8 protein-coding genes are annotated in these 18,409 nt (G+C 61.2%); 2 read left to right on the top strand and 6 right to left on the bottom strand.

The window, feature by feature from the left end; all coding sequences use genetic code 11:
- Positions 1-16: 16 nt before the first annotated feature.
- The gene (locus ACQG19_RS18960) at positions 17-535 is read left to right on the top strand and encodes a DUF6622 family protein (RefSeq protein ID WP_029883923.1); all 519 of its coding nucleotides are present in this window, start codon (positions 17-19) and stop codon (positions 533-535) included.
- Between the two features lie 2 nt (positions 536-537).
- Here the strand turns inward: ACQG19_RS18960 and ACQG19_RS18955 are convergent, their stop codons facing one another.
- The gene (locus tag ACQG19_RS18955) at positions 538-957 is read right to left on the bottom strand and encodes a nuclear transport factor 2 family protein (RefSeq protein ID WP_013098393.1); all 420 of its coding nucleotides are present in this window, start codon (positions 955-957) and stop codon (positions 538-540) included.
- A 98-nt stretch (positions 958-1,055) separates the two neighbouring features.
- Between ACQG19_RS18955 and ACQG19_RS18950 the strand changes: the two genes are divergently transcribed.
- Entirely contained in the window at positions 1,056-1,787 is a 732-nt protein-coding gene (locus tag ACQG19_RS18950) for a helix-turn-helix domain-containing protein (protein WP_038980944.1), read from the top strand.
- 133 nt (positions 1,788-1,920) lie between these two features.
- Here the strand turns inward: ACQG19_RS18950 and ACQG19_RS18945 are convergent, their stop codons facing one another.
- The 5 genes from ACQG19_RS18945 to ACQG19_RS18925 all read right to left on the bottom strand — a co-directional run bounded on the left by ACQG19_RS18945 (position 1,921) and on the right by ACQG19_RS18925 (position 18,178).
- Positions 1,921-2,358, bottom strand: coding sequence for a hypothetical protein (locus ACQG19_RS18945; protein WP_020690745.1), 438 nt, complete (start codon positions 2,356-2,358; stop codon positions 1,921-1,923).
- 323 nt (positions 2,359-2,681) lie between these two features.
- Complete coding sequence (locus tag ACQG19_RS18940) at positions 2,682-3,851, bottom strand: HlyD family efflux transporter periplasmic adaptor subunit (RefSeq protein ID WP_086528237.1); 1,170 nt, start codon at positions 3,849-3,851, stop codon at positions 2,682-2,684.
- A gap of 10 nt (positions 3,852-3,861) precedes the next feature.
- On the bottom strand, positions 3,862-6,054 hold the full coding sequence (locus ACQG19_RS18935) for a type I secretion system permease/ATPase (RefSeq protein ID WP_127869028.1): 2,193 nt from the start codon (positions 6,052-6,054) through the stop codon (positions 3,862-3,864).
- A complete protein-coding gene (locus ACQG19_RS18930; RefSeq protein ID WP_013098387.1) occupies positions 6,051-7,454 on the bottom strand; it encodes a TolC family outer membrane protein in 1,404 nt (467 codons plus the stop codon). Before ACQG19_RS18930 ends, ACQG19_RS18935 begins: the two co-directional genes overlap by 4 nt.
- Positions 7,455-7,537: 83 nt before the next feature.
- A complete protein-coding gene (locus ACQG19_RS18925) occupies positions 7,538-18,178 on the bottom strand; it encodes a BapA/Bap/LapF family large adhesin (RefSeq protein WP_246932868.1) in 10,641 nt (3,546 codons plus the stop codon).
- Positions 18,179-18,409 lie beyond the last annotated feature (231 nt).

Below are 18,409 nucleotides of genomic sequence, written 5' to 3'. Positions count from 1 at the left end.
GTCCATGGTGATCTCCATGTTTGAATTTCTGCTCGGTGTCGTTACGCACACACCCGCCTGGGTGTGGGTGCTGTTTATCTTCCTTATCTCCCGCGGCATTAAAGCCCGCAAGCCGGCCACCGTGACGCTGGAGCGGCTTGCTATCATTCCGGGCATTTTTCTTATCTGGGATATTTACGATCTGGTGGTCTATCGCACGCTGACTCCTGCGACTGTTGCATTGTGGACGGCGGGGATCCTTGCCGGTGCGGCACTGGGGTACTTCCTGATTAAGCAGGCGGCTATCACCCGAGCTGAGGCACCGCGCAGCCTCCACCGTCAGGCAGACTACACCGCGCTGCCGTTTATGATGCTGGCGTTCGCGGTGAAGTATGTGCTGGGCGTGATGAGCGCCATCTCTCCCCATACAATGCAGCAACCCGCCATGAGCGCGCTGGCGATTATCTCAGGCGGGGTATTTGCGGGCGTGTTTATCGGTAAATTTGCGCGTTATGTTGAGGTATATAACCGTAGCGTACCGCGCCCGGCGGAGTGACGTTACTCTGTCGCATGGGCCAGCGTGCGATCTGAAGCATCGCCGCTGAGGGCCCGCGTGACTTCATGGATCCGCCAGATTTTCCCTTCACGCAGCGCGGCAAACAGGTAAACCTCGATCTCTGCCTGACGACCGCCAGGATACGTGACCGTCACGATATGCCGGTCAGCCAGAAGTTCGTCATGACAGGCTATCTCCGCCACGGTAAAGGCGATCGTGCGAGTCTGCGAGCGGACGTGGCTCAGGTGCTGGATAAATCCCCGGTAATCAAGCGTGTGACCGTCCGTAACCTGCTGGTAATCGGGCGTAAAGACCTCTGCCGGATCGATATCGCCGTTGAATAAGCGTGTTAACAGGCACGCCATCTTTTCGCGCTGCGCGGCGTTGTCGGTGTCGGCTATCAGGGATGTGATTATGCTCATTAGGGGCTCCTTATGTGGTTTAGTCGCCATTATCCTTGACAGCCGAAGACGCAGTTTCTGTAATACGCCGATGAATAACGATTTTCGGTCAAAATGATATGGTCAGTACTGAGACGCTCCTTCATCCTGGCGGGTACCGAACCCCCTGGCACAGCCATCGCGCTGGCCAGCTGTGGCGCATTGCAACGGGTCTGCTGGTGATTGAGTCGCAGCGGGGGCGCTCGGTCGTACCGGCAAAACACATCGGCTGGATCCCGCCAGGTAATCAGCACGCCGCCTTTTCTGAAAGCGCGATAGAAGGCAGCGCCATCTATCTTGACCCCGCCTGCTGTGCAAGGCTTCCCGATGTGCCCGCCCTGTTCGAGCCCGACGATCTTACCCATGCACTGTTTTCCCGCTTAAGCGTTGCTGAAAGCGAGTACGATCCGCGAAAGCTCACCCTGCTGCTGGATGAGCTTGCCGTGGCACCTCAGGTGCACTTTTCTCTGCCCGTGCCGACGGATCCGCGTCTGAAGGACGTAGTCAGGCATTTGCTGCAGTTTGTCGATGATAATCAGACGGTTGAGAGCCATGCCCGCCAGGCGGGGATGAGCGTGCGTACGTTCAACCGTCGGTTTCGTGCCCAGACCGGAATGAACTTCGTTAACTGGCGGCAACTGGCGCGGGTAATGCAGGCAATGGAGTGGCTGGCCGCGGGGAAGCCGGTGGGATGGATTGCGCTGTCTTGCGGTTACAGCAGCGTCAGCGCATTCATTGAGGTCTTCAGCGCGTGGACCGGTAAAACGCCGGGGCAGTGGGCGCTTAAAGAAGCCCCTTTTGGGCGAAGGTAATGCGCGTGGCGTCGTTGAGATGCGTAATTTTTCCTGGTTATTCATAATTAACGTCCTGTTTATAAATATAAAACAGGTGCGGTATGATGCCCTCACCCCGGCCCTCTCCCACAGGGAGAGGGAGAAAACCACCTCAACCCAGCAACGCGATTCCAGCCTCCGTCCTCAGCCAGCGCGGGGCTTTTAGCTGGTCGGCAAAATATCCAGTGAGTTCAAAGAGCAAATCCCCCATCACGCGTGCGGATCCGGGCGTGAGCGCGCCAGTCATCAACAGTTGGGTAATTTCCTCGCAGTAGCGGCAGAGCTGGTCGGATTCGGTGTTGAATACAGGCTCACGTTCGGGAAACCGATCGACGGTGAGACGTTCCTGTAGGTGCTCAGGGATAGGCTCCAGCAGCATTGGGCGGAGCAGGGCAAAAGTCGAGGCAAGACGACCGCAGAGGGCTATTTTTCTCGCGGGATTGGTCTCTTCCACCAGCGCTTCGCAATAGCGTTGGCAATTGTCGGCAAGATCGATGAAGTCGGTGTTGCAGTCGAAAGGGGTCGTGAAAAGTGCGTTACTGGTGGTCATGATTTTTCTCCAATCAGGTAATTAACCCGGCCGCGGAAATGCCAATTTCCGGGTGGCAGGTCTGAACGGAGTTGGCATTACCGGCTTGGAGTGTACCGGCGCGTCTTGCGACGCCCCCGCCCAGCCCACCATTGGAATGTAGCCAGACGTGCGGCGTAACAAGGACTTACGCCGTCTCCAATCATAACCGGGATGCCAATCCCGACGCCAGATTTTGCTGGCGTGGGATGAACATACGCCCGGTTAACCATAAAAAGAAGAGGGTTATCCAGGGGAAATCCAATCCTGCGAGGCGGCTTCAGGAAATGATGTAAGGCGTTTCATCACCGCTCCCTCAGCGCTTCCTTCGCCCGGTTAAACGGCTTAATCATATAATCCAGCACCGTTTTCTCCCCGGTTTTAATATCCACCGTCGCAATCATCCCAGGCACAATTGAGAAGTGCCTGCCTGCTTTATTCACCAGGTAATCCTGGCTGGTGCGGATAAACACCCGGTAATAGAACACTTCCGGCTTGGCTTCGTCCTGGATGGTGTCCGGGGAAATCGTCTCTACCACCCCGTGCAGCCCGCCGTAAATGGCGTAGTCGTAGGCGGTGATTTTGACCAGCGCTTCCTGGTTCGGGTGGATAAAGGCGATATCGCGCGGCGAGAGGCGAGTTTCGATCAGCAGGTGATCGTCCACCGGCACGATCTCCATCAGCTCGCCGTTGGGCGGGATCACGCCGCCGATGGTGGTGACCTTGATGTTTTTCACGATCCCGCGCACCGGCGATTTCACCGTCAGGCGCGTGACGGAATCCTGACGGCCTTTCAGGATCGCCGAGACCATATCCACCTCCGCGTTGGCTTTGGAGAGCGCCTCGCGCGCCTGAACGTAATACTGCGAGCGCACGTCGGTGAGCTTCAGCTCCAGGTCACTTTTCTGCCGCTGCAGGCGCAGCACCTCTACGTGGCTGGCGGCCCCGGTTTTGACCAGCCGCTGGGTGATCGCCAGCTCCTTATTGGCGAGATCGAGCGCGGCACGCAGCTCCCGCTGGGTATCCTCAAGCTGCGCGCGGCGGGAGTTGTAAAGCCGCGTTTCGTCGGCAATTAACTCAGGCCATTCCTTCAGCGAAGGGGGGAACTTCAACGGCAGATCGTTTACCTCGGCATACAGGCGCGCGCTGGAGGCCAGCGAGGCGCGATAGCGTGCCGCACTTTCGCCGACGTTTGATTCTGAACGCGTGGGATCAAGGCGCGCCAGCACTTGTCCGGCCTGTACCTGATCGCCCTCGTGGACGTTCAGCTCGGTGAGGATCCCCCCGTCCAGCGACTGTAAAACCTGCTCGCGCGAGCTGGGGATCACTTTGCCGGTACCGGTTGAGACCTCATCCAGCACGCCAAACCAGGCCCAGATCCCGAGGACGATAAACAGCAGCAGAGAGAGGATCACGATTCGTCGCGCGCCGGTGTAGCCGCTTTCGGAACCGAGCGCATTATCCAGATCGTCCATTGCCGCGGCATCACGCTGACTGATTTTCATTTTTCCACTCCCTTGCGGCGGCTGCCTGCTGTTGTTGAATGCGGCTGTTATTCAGCGCCTGCGCTTTCGGGGCATCCATCACCAGCATGCCCTCCTTGAGCACCACCACCCGCTCGACCAGTTCCAGCACCGGCACGCGATGGGTCGCAACGATAAGCGTGCGGTGGCCGAGCCAGGCGCTCAGACGCTGGATAAATTCCCGTTCGGTATGCTCATCCAGCGAGGCGGTGGGTTCGTCCATCAGGACGATATTCGGGTCGCGCAGCAGCATGCGTGCCAGCAGGATCGACTGCCGCTGGCCGCCGGAGAGCCCCACGCCGTTCTCCATGATCGGATAGTCCAGCCCCTTCGGCAGCTTCTGCACAAAGCTCGCCGCGCCGGTTAACTCCAGTGCGGCGAAAATCTCCTCGTCGGTGGCGCGCGGCATGCCGAGGGTGATGTTTTCCCGCAGGGTGCCGTAAAACAGCCGCGCGTTCTGGGTCATAAAGCCGACGTTGCGCCGGACATCGGCGACGTCGAGGTGCGGCAGGCTGAGGTTGTCGAGCCGCAGCTCGCCGCCCGCCAGATCCATCCCGCCTGCCATCGCCTGCAGCAGGGTTGATTTGCCCGCGCCGTTACGCCCGAGGATCGCCACTTTCTCACCGGGCTTGATCTCCAGACGGTTGATGCGCAGCGCCATGCGCGGATCCTCCGGGTGATAGCGAAACTGCGCCTGCTCGAACAGGTAGTGACCGCGCAGCACGTCCTGGCGGATCGGCGTCTCCTCGCGCTGGTTCTCGGTAGGTAACTGCATAATGCTGTCCAGCCCCTCTTTTGCCGCTTTCACCTGCTGCCAGCGGGCCAGCACGCCGCACAGCGTCGCCATGGGGGCGATCATGCGCGAGGCCAGCATCGAGGCGGCGACCACCGAACCGGTGGTCAGCGTGCCGTCGATCACCATCGGCGCGCCGACCACGATCACGGCGGCGTAAACCAGGCTCTGGATGGTCATCCCCCAGCTGATCAGATTCTGCGTCAGCTCGCGGGTACGCAGGCCAGATTCCGCGGTGATCTGGATATAGCTGTTCCACTGCTGCAAAAAGCGGTTTTCCGCCTGCATCAGCTTGATGTCCTCCAGCCCCTGCACGCTTTCTACCAGCACCGCGTTGCGCAGGGTCGATTCATGGGCGGATTGTTTCGCCAGCTCCGCCAGCTTCTTCTGCAGCAGCAGGCCGGGCAGAACCATGATCACCGCCGCCACCGGGGCGATCCACGCCAGCTGCGGGGCGATAATCGCCAGCACCACCACAAACAGTAAGAAGAAAGGCAGATCGACAATCGTCGAGATGGTGGAGGAGGTGACCATCTCGCGGATCTGCTCCAGCTCGCGCAGCTGGGAGATAAAGCTGCCGGTAGAGCGTGGGATCGCGCTGTTGCGCAGCCGCAGGGCGTGACCGAACACGCGATCCGAGACGCGCAGATCCGAGCGTTTGCCCAGCAGATCCATAATGTGCCCGCGCGCCACGCGCAACACGAAGCCGAACAGGGTGGCGATCAGCACCCCGATGGTCAGTACGTACAGCGTCGGATAGGACTGGGCGGGGATCACCCGGTCATACACCTGCATGGAAAAGACAATCCCGGAGAGCGACAGCACGTTGATAAACAGCGCGGCGAGCATCACCCAGCTGTAGGGGCGCAGGTCGCGCATTACCAGCCGGTAGAGCCAGTCCGGGCGGTATTTTGAGATATAGGCGTCCACCCGGCTGTCCTTCAGCGCTGCCAGCGGACGCAGGGCGATGACGTGGCGGATGGCGGGCAGCATCGCCGTCATCGACAAACGGTTGGTGTAGGTCTGGTCGTCAAAGAAGCTGACCTCCAGCGTATCGTCGCCGTCGAAATGTTCGATCACGCCAACCCTGCCGTCGTTTAGCGCCACCACCACCGGCAGACACCAGCTGTTGATCGACTGCTGGCTGGCGGTAAGCAGCTGAAACGACAGCCCCGCCTCGCGGGCGAGCTGGGTGAGGGCGGGCACCATCGGTTTGCCTTTCAGCCACGGTGCGCCTGCCAGCAGCGCGCCGGGAGAGCAGGCGACGCGGTAGCGCGTGGCAATAAAGCCAAAGGCCTGCGCCCACTGGGCCAGGGCATCATCCGTCATGGGCTCAGCTTGCGGCATATCACGCTCTTTCATGGCTGGATCTCCACGGTCTGGATGGTGCGGTTATCAAGATCGAACGCATGGCGCAGCTGCCCGGTGTTGTAGAGGCAGTTGAGCTGCAGCTGATGCAGCTGGCCAAGGGTCTGTTGCTGGGTGAAACGCGCCTGGTAGACCTCCTGCTCGGCGTTGAGCACATCGAGCAGCGGGCGTGAGCCAAGGTCAAGATACTGCTGCTGATACAGCTCGCGGGTGCGGGCGCTGAGCGCCTCCTGACGACCCTGGATCTGCAGGGTGCTGAGCAGGCTCATCACCTGACTGCGCGCCTCAAGCAGCTTCTGGCGAACTTCAAGGCGGGTGCGCTGAATGGTGGATTGCGCCGCTTCCACCGCGTGTCCGGCAGCGTTACGCCGGGCGGTGAGGCCGCCGCCCTGATAGAGCGGCATTTGCACTTTCACCCACGCGGAGTATTGCGTGCGATCCCGCGTTTCGTTACCCGCATAGCGGTCGTTGAGGTAGTGACGCACTTCCGGCTCCAGCGAGACGGTCGGAGTCATCTGGGCGTTGGCGTAGTCAAGGTTGGCCTGCGCGACGTTAGCCTGCGCCCAGGCCGCTAACACCGCAGGCACCAGACGATCGTCCGGTTCGGCGATATCACAGCTGCGGGCCAGCTTTTGCGGAAAATCGTTGCCCACCTCGTTGAGGGTGTTCCAGCCGAGAAAACTCATCAGCGTGGCGCGGGCGCTGTCGAGGCTGGCCTGGTACTGCATGAGCTGGGCGCGGGCCCCTTCGATACGGGCATCGGTCTGCACCACGTCAGAGAGCGAGGTAGCCCCTTCGTCGTTACGCTGGCGAGTCAGCTTGCCAATGGAGGAGAGGGCGTCGAGCTGTTCTTTGGCGGTATCGACCATCTGCTGCCAGGTTTGCACTTCCACCATGGCGATGGCGGTATCGTGGGCGATGGTGTCGATGCTCACCAGCACGTTGGCCTGCTGCTGGGCAACCCCGGCGTTTTCGGCACGCACCTGGCTTGCCACCTTGCCAAAGTCGTACAGCATCTGGGAAAGAGAGAGCACCAGCGATGGCGTAAAGCCATTATCGTCGCCGTCATGGGTATAGCCATTGTCCATACCGGCGTTAATTTGCGGGTAGTATTTCGATTTGGCGACGTCCACCTCTTCACTCTGTTGGTAGAGTTTTCCTACCGCTTCACTGATGGCCGGGTGCCAGGTGACGGCGCGGTTGACGGCGTCGCCAAGCTGCAGCGTGCCGGGGGCGGCGTTGCCCGCCACAGGCGCCACGCGGCCATTCAGGGAGGGGAGTTCCTGCGTTTCGCGAAGTTGTCCGGTATTAATCATCGCCGCCGGATTAGCGGAGAGTGCGGGCACAGATATCAGGCAGCACGAGAGCCACCAGTAAGGCATCATCTTTCCCATGTCATGTCCCTAATAAAAAATAAGTACAGCTTTATTGTTTATGCCCGGGCGCAGTGCGCCCGGGTCAGGTACTACAGGTGCTATCAGGTCACGATGTGTTGCTGGTTAACTAACTCGTCGTAGGTGGTCTGGACGTTATCAAGCGTCACGAGCGTGGTATTGGTATAGGTGCTTCCTGTACCGTCACGGTCGATGGAGATCACGGTACTGCCATTGCTGTTCGTCACATGCAGGTAATTACCGAGCGTTGACGCACTGCCGTTCCAGCCCACCAGCAGATCGCCGATGTCAATTTTGTCTCCCTGGGCCAGCGAGAAGTTGGTCCAGTGATCGCCGGCGGTACTGCTGACGTTACCCGCGGTGGCGTTGCCTGCGGTGCTGTTCAGCACCTGATAAATCAGCGTATCGCCGTACGCGGTGCCGGTAATGACATCGTTATGCTCAGAACTGACGAACTGCGGCGCCATATTGATGGTCAGCGTGGCAGTGTCCGTATTGCCGTTGGCATCGGTGAGGGTGTAGTTGAAGACCTCCTTCGACGTGATGGTTGAGAGCGACACCCCGCTGTTGAGGGTGTAGGTGTAGTGGCCGTCTGCGCCAATCGACAGCGTGCCGTAATGACCCGTGACGTTGACCAGCGTACTGCCGGTGTAAGGATCCAGCGTGGTGGTGGTGCCGTCGAAGCCGGTAATGGTCACGCGGGTATCGACCGACTGCAGCTGATCCATCGCCCCGGCGGAATCCGTACCGTCGAAGATATTGCCGTCAACGGTGTGGCCGCTGGTGGAGTCGAACTGGGTCAGCGAGTAGGTGGTACCGTTCACGCTCGGGGTGATGGTGATATTGCCCACGCTCAGCCCCGGTACGCTGCCGGTATAGCTCAGCGTATAGGTCCCGGCGTTCAGATCCAGCCCGGTCAGGGGCACGTCGATACTGCCGCCCAGCAGCGAGCCGCCGCTGAAGGAGCCGGTGCGAATAACACCGTTGGCATCACTGATCGTCCAGTTCACCGTCAGCCCGCCCAGCGCCAGCAGCGACGCGACGTCAAAGTGCAGCGACGCGCTATGCAGGGCGGTGTTCGGATCCACCACAAAGGTCCCGCTTCCGCTGCCCGTGGTGGTACCTAGCAACGAGGTGGTCCAGCTGGCGCTGCCGACGGTGGTGTCAGAGTAGGCCGAGGTATGGTGTACAGACGTGACACTCATCTCGGTGCTGACATCGTTCACCGCATCCATTGCCCGCGCGGTTGGGGTAATGTTGAGCGAGCCCGTATCTTTCGCGCCGTTTGGTGCCGTAATGGTATAGACGAAGGTGTCCGGCGTGCTGATATGGTCCGCCCCCACGCCGGTCCTCAGGGTGTAGGTGTACTGGCCGGACGAATCAATGGTCAGCGTGCCGTATTCTCCCTGAATGTCGGTTGTTCCACTGCTGTTAACCGCCACACCGTTCACTTCCGTCACCACCGTGCCATCCGGCACCGGATCGTTCGCCAGCACATCCCCCGTGGTGCTCTCCCCGATGCTGGAGACGCTGTAGACATGATCCTGCAGCACGCTCAGGGTGTAGGCCGTCAGCGCGGTGATCCCTGCCGCCGTATTGAGCAGGAACAGATACTCCCCGGCAGGCAGGTTCAGCGTCAGCTGCGAGGAGGTGCCGCCCAGCAGCGGCGCACGCAGCCAGCCCGGCTCAACGCGCATCTGCTCGAAGGTCTGGGTCGCGTTGTTGAACTTATAGACGTACAGGTCGAACACCGATGCCAGGGCTACGCCCCCCACGGAGGCCTGAATCGTCATGGTGCGGGTTGTACCTTCCTCCACGGTGTAGATGATCGGGTTGGTCATATCGTCCAGCAGGTTCAGCCCCAGCGTGTTGCCGAGATTGATCCCCACCAGGGTAAAGCCGCTTTGCGACGATGTGCCGTTATCGATGGCCTGGACGGTGGTGTCGAAGGTCAGGGAAGCCGCGTCGTCTACGGCGACAATGCCATTCGCCACGCTGCCCGAACCGAGCGACAGCACGAGGTTCGCCGACGCGCTGACACCGTTATGGGTAATGGTGTAGGTGAAGCTCTCCGTGCGGCCAATCACCGCGGCACTGGTGTCGGTGAGGTTGTAGGTGTAGCTGCCGTCGCGGTTAATGGTCAGCGTACCGTACTGCCCCTGAATCACCGTGCCGTCGGCGTTAACGCTGGTGGTGACCCCCAGCGCGTTGGTCACGGCGGAGACGGTCGTACCTGCCGGAGCGTTATCGCTGCCTGCGGTAGGATCGGTATCCAGGATCACGTTACCGTCCAGGCTGGTGTCGCCCGTTACGGTGCCGGCGCTGGTCTCTTTCACCGCCACATCCAGGCTGGTGTACGAGCCGGTTGCCAGCAGGTTGGTGTTGTAGCTCAGCACGCGATACTGGCCATCAGCGAGCCCGGTCAGGTTCAGCGACACGCCGGTGGCCCCAAGGGTCAGCAGGTCGGCGAACTGCGGTTGTCCGGTATCCACGACGGTGGTCCAGGTGTTGTTGACGGTATCGAAACGCTGCACCACCAGCTCCAGGGTGTTGAGCAGCGAAAGTACCGCCCCCGTGGCGTTGGCATTGACCACAATATCCGCACTGCCGCCGCTGCCCACGTTGAACTCAACCTGGGCTGTATCGTTGCCCAGCAGGGTCAGCACGTTGCCTACGGCACCCACCAGCAGGAAGCCATAGTCGCTGTACTGGCTGTTGGTGACGGTGGCGGTGGTACTGAGATCCAGCTCTTCAACGTTATTGCTGGCAGAGAGCGGCACCACCGGCGCAAGGACCGAGCCCGGCTGCGAGGTGTTACCCGCCGCATCGGTGGCCGTGATCTGCAGCGTCTGGCCTTCGGTCTGCTTGTTGAGGAAGGTGTAGCTGTAGGCGCCATTGCTGTCTGCGGTGGTGGTCACCGTTGAGCCGTCCGCGAGGCGGATGGTGACGGTGCTGCCCGCTTCCGCCGTACCGGTCAATACGCTGCCGTCAGCGTTAAAGGTCCCGGCAGGCGCGTTTGGCGCCGTCACGTCGACGATAACGGTTGTCGAGAGCGAGATCGGGCTGGTGCCGGCTGAGTTGGTTGCCGTGGCGGTAAAGGCGTGTGATCCCTCGCTTAATGCCGGGGTCGTAAAACTCCAGTTACCGCTGGCATCCGCCACTACCGTACCCATCGACACGCCGTTGTTATACAGCGTGACGGTGGCGTTCGGCTGTGCGGTGCCGCTCAGGGTTGGCGTGGTGTCATCGGTGGTTTTACCGTTGGTCAGCCCTCCGGTAACGCTACCGACGTTATCGTCAATGTTGGCGATAACCGGTGCGTTTGGAATGTTGGTTGATGGCGCAACCACCGAGGCGCTTACGCCAGCGTTACCGGCCTTATCGGTCGCGTAGACCAGCAGGGCTTCACCGTTGGTCTGCGCCGTGGTGAGGGTAGCGCTAAAGTTGCCGTTACCGTCTGCCGTCGCGGTACCGAGCACCGTACCGTTACCGCTGGTGATGGTGACGGTGCTGCCCGCTTCCGCGGTACCGGTGACCTGGGTTCCGTTAGCGATCACCTGCAGGCTGGTCGGTGCGCCCGGTGCCGTCAGGTCAACCAGGATTGTGGTCACGGTTGATGGCGCGCTGGTATTGCCCGCGGCATCGGTGGCGGTGGCGGTGAAGCTGTGCGAACCTTCCGTCAGCGTGGTGGTGGTTTGCGCCAGCGTCCAGTTGCCGTTGGCATCGGCGGTGACCGTGCCAACCAGCGTGCTACCGTCGTAGATACGCACCGTCGCATTGGCTTCGGCGGTACCGCTCAACGCTGGTCGGGTGTCGTTGGTCGGGTTATTACCCGTCACCGGCCCGGTAACGCTGCCAACGTCGTCTACAATCGCGCTGATGACCGGCGCGGCTGGCGCGGTGGCATCCACGTTGATCACATACCCGCTGGTGGGTGCGCTGGCGTTGCCCGCCGCATCGGTGGCGGTAAACGTCAGGCTGTGCTGACCATCGCTGAGCGCCGGGGATGGCGTAAAGCTCCAGTTACCGCCGGTGGCGACAACGCTGCCAATCTGCACGCCGTTATCGAAGATTTTCACCGTCGCGCCCGCTTCCGCCGTACCGGTGAGGGTTGGCTGCGCGTCGTTGGTCAATCCGCCATTGGCGACAGGCGTGGCGGCATTCCCGACGTCATCCACAATGCTGCTAAGCACCGGCTGCGCAGGCGGCGTGGTGTCGATGGTCAGGTTGAAGGTTGCTGACGGCGCGCTGGTGTTACCTGCCGCATCCGTCGCCTGAGCCGTAAAGCTATGTGGACCGGTTGCCAGCGTGGTGGTCAGCAGAATGCTCCAGTTTCCGCTGGCATCCGCGGTACCGGTGCCCACCAGCGTCGTACCTTCATAAATGTTCACCGTGGCAAACGGCTCGCTGGTACCGACGAGACGCGGAATGGTGTCGTCGGTGCTTTGTCCGGAGCTGACAGGGCCGGTGATCGTGCCCACGTCATCAACCGCCTGGCTGATAACCGGCGCGTTAGGCGCAGTGGTATCCACCACCAGCGTAAAGTCAGGCGATGCGGGGCTGACGTTGCCCGCCGCATCGGTGGCCGTGACGGACCAGGTGTGGCTACCATTCGCCAGCGCTGTGGACGGGGTAAAGCTCCACGCGCCGCTGCCGTCAGCCTGGGCGGTGCCGACCTGCTGCCCGTCCTGATAGACAGTGATGGTCGCGTTGGCCGCGGCTGTGCCGCTAAGGGTTGGGGTGGTATCGTCCGTGCTCTGCCCGGAGGAGAGCGGTGTCTGAACGCTGCCCACGTTATCGCTCGCGGTCAAAATGGACGGCGCTGTCGGTGCGGAGGTATCCACCGTCAGGTTAATCGGTGCCGACGTGCTGCCGGTATTACCTGCCGCATCGATGGCGTTGAAGGTGATGGCATGTGGCCCTTCGGTGAGCGCGGTACCCGGGGTGAAGCTCCAGTTCCCCTGAGCATTGACGACCGCGGTGCCAATCTCGCTGCCATCAACAATGATGTGCACCGTGGAACCGACTTCGCCCGTGCCGTTGAAGGTGGGTTTTGTGTCGTTGGTGCTGTTGCCGCTGGTGAGCGTCCCGGTGACCGGACCGACATCGTCAATCACGCTGGTGACCACCGGCGCGGAAGGACCTGCGGTATCAACCGTGAAGACGAAGACCGGCGAGTTGGCTGAGACGTTACCGGCGGCATCGCTGGCGTTGATGCGAATGTTATAGCTGCCATCTCCCAGCGCCGGATTAGGGGTAAAGCTCCAGTTGCCGTTGCTGTCTACCGGTGCGGTACCGATCTCCACGCCATTGTTCAGGATGTGGATGGTACTGCCGACGGCGCCTGTCCCGCTGAGCGTTGGCGTGGTGTCATTGGTGACCTGGCCGGTGGTGAGATTACCGACAATCCCGCCCGCCACGTTGTCGCTGACGGTTTCAAGCACGGGGACCGTTGGCGCCGTCAGGTCAACCACCACGCTCCAGGCGTTTGACGACAGGCTGACGTTACCCTGCGGATCGGTGGCTTTGACGGTGAAGCTGTGTGACCCTTCGCCGAGGGCGGTCTCAGGCGTAAAGCTCCACGCGCCGGTACCGTCCGCCGTGACGATGCCAATCTGCGTATTGCCATCAAAGATCGTCACCACGCTGTTCGCTTCCGCCGTACCGGAGAGGGTAGGCGTTGCGTCGTTGGTGGTATTGCCGCTGACCACGGTCGTGGCGGTGTTACCGACATCATCAGTGACGTTAACAATCACCGGGGTGGTGGAGCTGGTGTCAACCACGATGGTGAAGCCTGCCGATGGCGCACTCTGGTTGCCCGCCGGATCGGTCTCACGGATGGTCAGGACGTTATTGCCCTCCGCCAGCGCGGATGGCGTGAAGCTCCAGTTACCCGTCTGGCCGACCACGGTGGTGCCCAGCAGGGTGCCGTTGCTGTAAATGGAGATAGTATCGCCCGCCGTGCCGCTACCGGTCAGGGTTGGGCGGTTGTCATTGGTGGTCTGCCCGTCCGTGAGTGGACCGGTGCCCGGGCCGACATCATCAATAACCGCGCCAATGGCAGGCGCGTCAGGGGCGGTGAGATCAACAGTGACGGTCGCCACCGGCGAACGTCCGCTGGTTTCGCCATTCAGCGTGGCGGTGACCTCAAAGGTGTGCGCTCCTTCACCCAGCGGCAGAGCTGGCGTATAGCTCCAGTTGCCGTTTGCATCGGCGGTCACGGTTGGCAGCAGAACCTGCACGCCATCCTGATAGACAGTGATTATGCTGCCTGGCTCTGCTGTCCCGACAAGGGTCGGCGTCGTGTCGTTAGTGGTTTTGTCTTTCACATCGCCCGTAACCGGGGCCGTATCGTCGTTGATAACCGTAATGACGGGAACGTCCGGGAGGTTCGGCAGCGTACCGGTGACGGTATAGGAGGCTTCAGGGCTGAGATTCCCTGCAGCATCCGTGGCGGTGATGGTCAGCGCCGCGCCGTCCTGCTGGGCCGGGCTGAGCGCCACGGAGAAGTTGCCGCCGGAGACCACCCCGGTACCGATCACGTTACCGCTGGCGTCTGTAACGATAATGGTGGCACCCTCTTCGCCGGTACCGGTCAGCGGCGTCCCCTGTGCAGCCACGCTGATATTGTCCGGCGCTGCCGGAAGCACGGTATCCACCGTGACGGCAAGCGGCGCAGAGCTTCCTGAAGTGTTACCCGCCGGGTCGACCGACGAGACGGTGAAGCTGTGTGGGCCTTCCGCCAGTGTGGTGTCGGCGGTCCAGCTCCAGGTTCCATCCGGCTGGACGGTGACCTGGACTGTGGATGGCGTACCGTCCACGCTGACAATCACGGTGGAGCCCGGCTCGCCGGTACCGTTGAGGGTTGGCGTACCGTCGCGGGTATAGAGCGTCCCGTTGGTGAGCTGGCTGTCTTCAACGCTGTTGATCAGCGGGATCTCAGGTGCAGTGGTATCGACGGTGACGGTAAAGACCGGGCTGAGTGCGCTGACGTTACCCGCAGCGTCGACTGCCGCAACGGTGATGTTCAGCGGGCCATCCGTCTGCGTGGGCAGGGTAAATGACCATTCGCCGTTAGCCACAACCACGCGTCCAAGCTCGACGCCATTGTTATAGACGATTACCGTTTCACCCGTCACACCGGTTCCGCCGACGGTTGGCGTGGTATCGGTAGTAACACCGCCATTCGGCTCACCGGCGATGGCGCCAATCACCGGGGTATCCGGTGCGAGGGTATCGACGGTGATGGTGATCCCCGTAGAAGGGTCAGAGACGTTACCCGCCTCGTCGGTGGCGGTAGCGGTAAATTCGTGGCTGCCCTCGTCAATAGCGCTTTCAGGACGCCAGCTCCAGTTGCCGTTGCCGTCTACCGTGACGGTACCCACGGCGGCTGGCGTGCCGCCATCAACGCTGTCGTAAATGGTAATCACATCATTTGGCGTACCGGTGCCACTCAGTACCGGACGCGGATCGTTGATGGTTTCGCCATCGGCAACCGGGCCGGTTATCTGGCTGACACTGTCGGTAATGACCGGGACCGCGGGCGCAGCCGGCGCGTCGGTGTCGATGGTGATAGTCACCGGCTGGGACGGGGCGCTTTCGTTGCCCGCGCCGTCCTTGTTGGTGACGGTCAGGGTAATGTCATAGGTGCCGTTGGGCAGGTCGGTGGATGGCGTCCAGCTCCAGTTACCGTCGCCGTCCACCACGGCGTCACCGATTTTGTCGGTGCCGTTGTAAATCGTCACCGTATCGCCCGGATTACCGGTACCGCTCAGCGTCGGCGTGGTATCACGGGTGGTTTCCCCCGGGTTCAGCGACGTGGGTGCTGAGCCATCCGGGTTTACGGTGATGGCTGGCGTGTCCGGTGTGGCCGGTGCGACGGTATCAATCACCAGCTCGAACGGATCAGAAATCGAGGTATTCCCGGCGGCATCTGTGGCATGGATCGTCAGCGAATGCGGGCCGTCGGTGAGCGGCGTGGTAGGGGTAAAGCTCCAGCCGCCGCTGCCGTCGAGCGTTGCGGTACCGAGCAGCGTGGTGCCGTCATACACGGTGATGACCGTGCCATCCGGGGCGCTACCCTGAAGTAACGGCTGGGTGTCATCCGTGGTATCGCCGCTGCTGAGCGGGCCTTTAACGTCTCCGGCGTCGTCGGTGACGGTTGCCAGCGTCGCGACCGGCGGTGGGGTGGTATCAACGGTAAAAGTAAATCCACCGGATACCGGGCTGGTGTTACCGGCGACGTCGGTGGCGATCGCGGTCAGGGTATGCGTGCCGTCGCCAACCGGCGTGGTGGGCGTAAAGGTCCACGCGCCGCTGCTACCGACCACCGCGGTGCCAATATCGACGCCATCCAGACGGATGGTGATCGTTGAGCCGGGTTCACCGGTACCGTTGAGCGTCGGCGTTGCGTCATTGGTGGTGTCGTTGGCACCCACCGGGCCGGTGCCCCCTGGGACATTATCGACAAGCTGGGTGATGGCGGGCGCATCAGGCGCCGTTCCGTCAATGGTAATGGTCCAGGCGTTTGAAACGTTACCGTTGCTTGATGTCGCCGTCAGTACATGGGCACCTTCGGCCAGCGGGGTGGATGGCGTAAAGGTCCACTGGCCAGATGATGGAACAACGACCGTGCCGAGGACGTCGCCGCCGCTATGGATGGTGATGGTCGAGCCTGGCTCCGCCGTGCCGTTCAGGGTAGGGGTGCGGTCATTGGTGATCCCATTCTGGCTGATGGGGCCTGTGACGCCGGGTTGATCATCCACCACAGAGAGGATATCGGGTGTCGTGTCCGGTGCGGTGAGGGACGCCGCCGGACTCTGGTTGCCCGCCGCGTCAGTGGCTACCACCGAAAGCTGCTCGCCGTTTGTTTGTGCAGGCGAAAGGGTCGCAACAAAGTTACCGTTGCCGTCAGTGGTGGCGCGGCCAATCACGTCGCCGTTGCTGTTGGTGATGACGATTTTGCTGCCTGGCTCGGCGGTGCCGGTAACCTGGGTTCCCACCGGGTTAATGGCAATAACGGGCAGCGCCGGTGGCGTGGTATCGACGGTAAAGTTTACCGGCTGGGATTCTGCGCTCTGGTTGCCCGCCGCATCGGTTTGTTTAATGGTGATCGAGTGCGGACCTTCCGCGAGCGGGTTGTCTGGCCTGAGACTCCAGGTGCCGTTTGGCAGCACGGTGGTTTGCCCAATCAGCACACCGTTGTCATAGACCTGGATTGTGCCGCCAGGCTCTCCCCGTCCCGCCAGCAGTGGTTCAGAGGAGTCGGTGAACTGGCCTGCGGTAATTGCGCCTTTAATGGCCCCAGTCTCATCGCTCAGTACAATCGCCGTTGGCGTTGCCGGAGGGGTGAGATCCACGGTGAGGGTGAATACCGGAGAGGCGGGTCCGGTGTTGCCAGCGGCATCGTTTGCCCGGACGGTGAACTGGTGGGTGCTTTCACCCAGATTGACCGATGGCGTGAAGGTCCACGTGCCGTTGCTGCCGGTGACCGCCGTGCCAATAGCGACAGAGCCGTCATAGATGGTTACGGTGGAGCCTGGTTCGGCGGTGCCCGAGAGTTGAGGACGCGGATCGTTAGTGCTGCCTCCGCTGCTTACCGTTCCTTTGCCGGGATCAATATCGTCCGTTGCGCTGCTAATGGTGGGCGCGCCGGGCGCAACCGTATCGACAACAAAACTGACGGCAGCGGATGCCGGACTGGTATTGCCTGCCGCATCGGTCGCGGTTGTAGTAATGGTGTGGCTGCCGTTGGCGAGATCGGTGGTGGGGGTAAAGCTCCAGCTACCTTTAGCATCCACCGTGGTGGTGCCAATCTGCTTGCCGTTATCGTAGAGAGTGATGGTGCTGCCTGGCTCGCCGATACCGCTGAAGGTCGGGCGGGCATCATCGGTGCGCTGGCCGTTTTCCAGCGGTCCCGCTTTGTCGCCGGCATCGTCATTTACCAGCAGGATGTCCGGGGCATCCGGCGCGGTGGTGTCCGGGGCGGTTATGGTCGTGCCCGGGCTGGTATTCCCGGAGGAATCCGTCGCGGTGGCGGTAATTTGTTCGCCGTTAGTCAGTGGCGTCCCCAGATCGATGGTAAATTTACCGTCGCTGCCGGTTTTGCCGGTGCCGATGACGTTGCCGTCGGCGTCTTTCAGCGTGATGGTACTGCCCGGTTCGGCGGTACCGGAGACGGTTTTACCATCCGGCGAGAACTGCAGGCCGGACGGCGCATTCGGCGGAGTGGTATCCGGATCGGAAGGGTTTGTAGGCGTGCCGGGGTTGCTGCCGTTGTCATCATCGTCATCCCCACCGCCGCCACCGCCGGTGCTTGCCGCCGCCGCGATGCCACCCGCGGCGACAATGCCACCCAGTACCCAGGGCCAGATGGCCGCGCCGCCTGCATCACTTCCGGATGCGGCAAGCAGGACGTCAGTGGAGGCAATAGATTCATAGGTGGCCGCCCCGGCGGGGTCCTGAATCCACCACAGCGCCCCCTCACTGTCCTGCAGTACCAGCTGGCTCGCCCCTTGCGCATCGGTGACGAAGAAATTTTTAACGGTAATCACCTCGCCGGAGTGTAGCGTGATCACCAGATCGTTACCGTTGCGGGCGAAGTCAGCGACATTGGCTCGCTCTACCTTAAGCTCAACGATAGAGGAATGGCTCAGCGTAACCTGAGTGCCTTCCGTGGTGGTTTCCACACCCGTAAGTTTCGATATAACAGAGATTTGGCTCATTTAGTGAGTACTCCAGCAGAGTTATCGTTAACGGCGAGCAAGATGAGCCATCTCTGTTAAGGGTAAAGCGCGCCCCCGGCGGAGTAACTGTTATTTAAAACAGCGCTCACCGTATTTATTTTCAGCGCGAACGATGCCCGCCAGAATGCAGAGTGGCAACATCAGAGCGAATCTATTTATTTGAGAAAAACTATCAACAATGTGATTTTGTCTTTTATATAACCTTGTATT

The organism is Enterobacter cloacae complex sp. 277I4 (genome assembly GCF_050031465.1).
GTDB classification, from domain to species: domain Bacteria; phylum Pseudomonadota; class Gammaproteobacteria; order Enterobacterales; family Enterobacteriaceae; genus Enterobacter; species Enterobacter cloacae.
The sequence above is the reverse complement of the archived record's forward strand: the minus strand, read 5'-3'. Positions and strand labels throughout refer to the sequence as shown.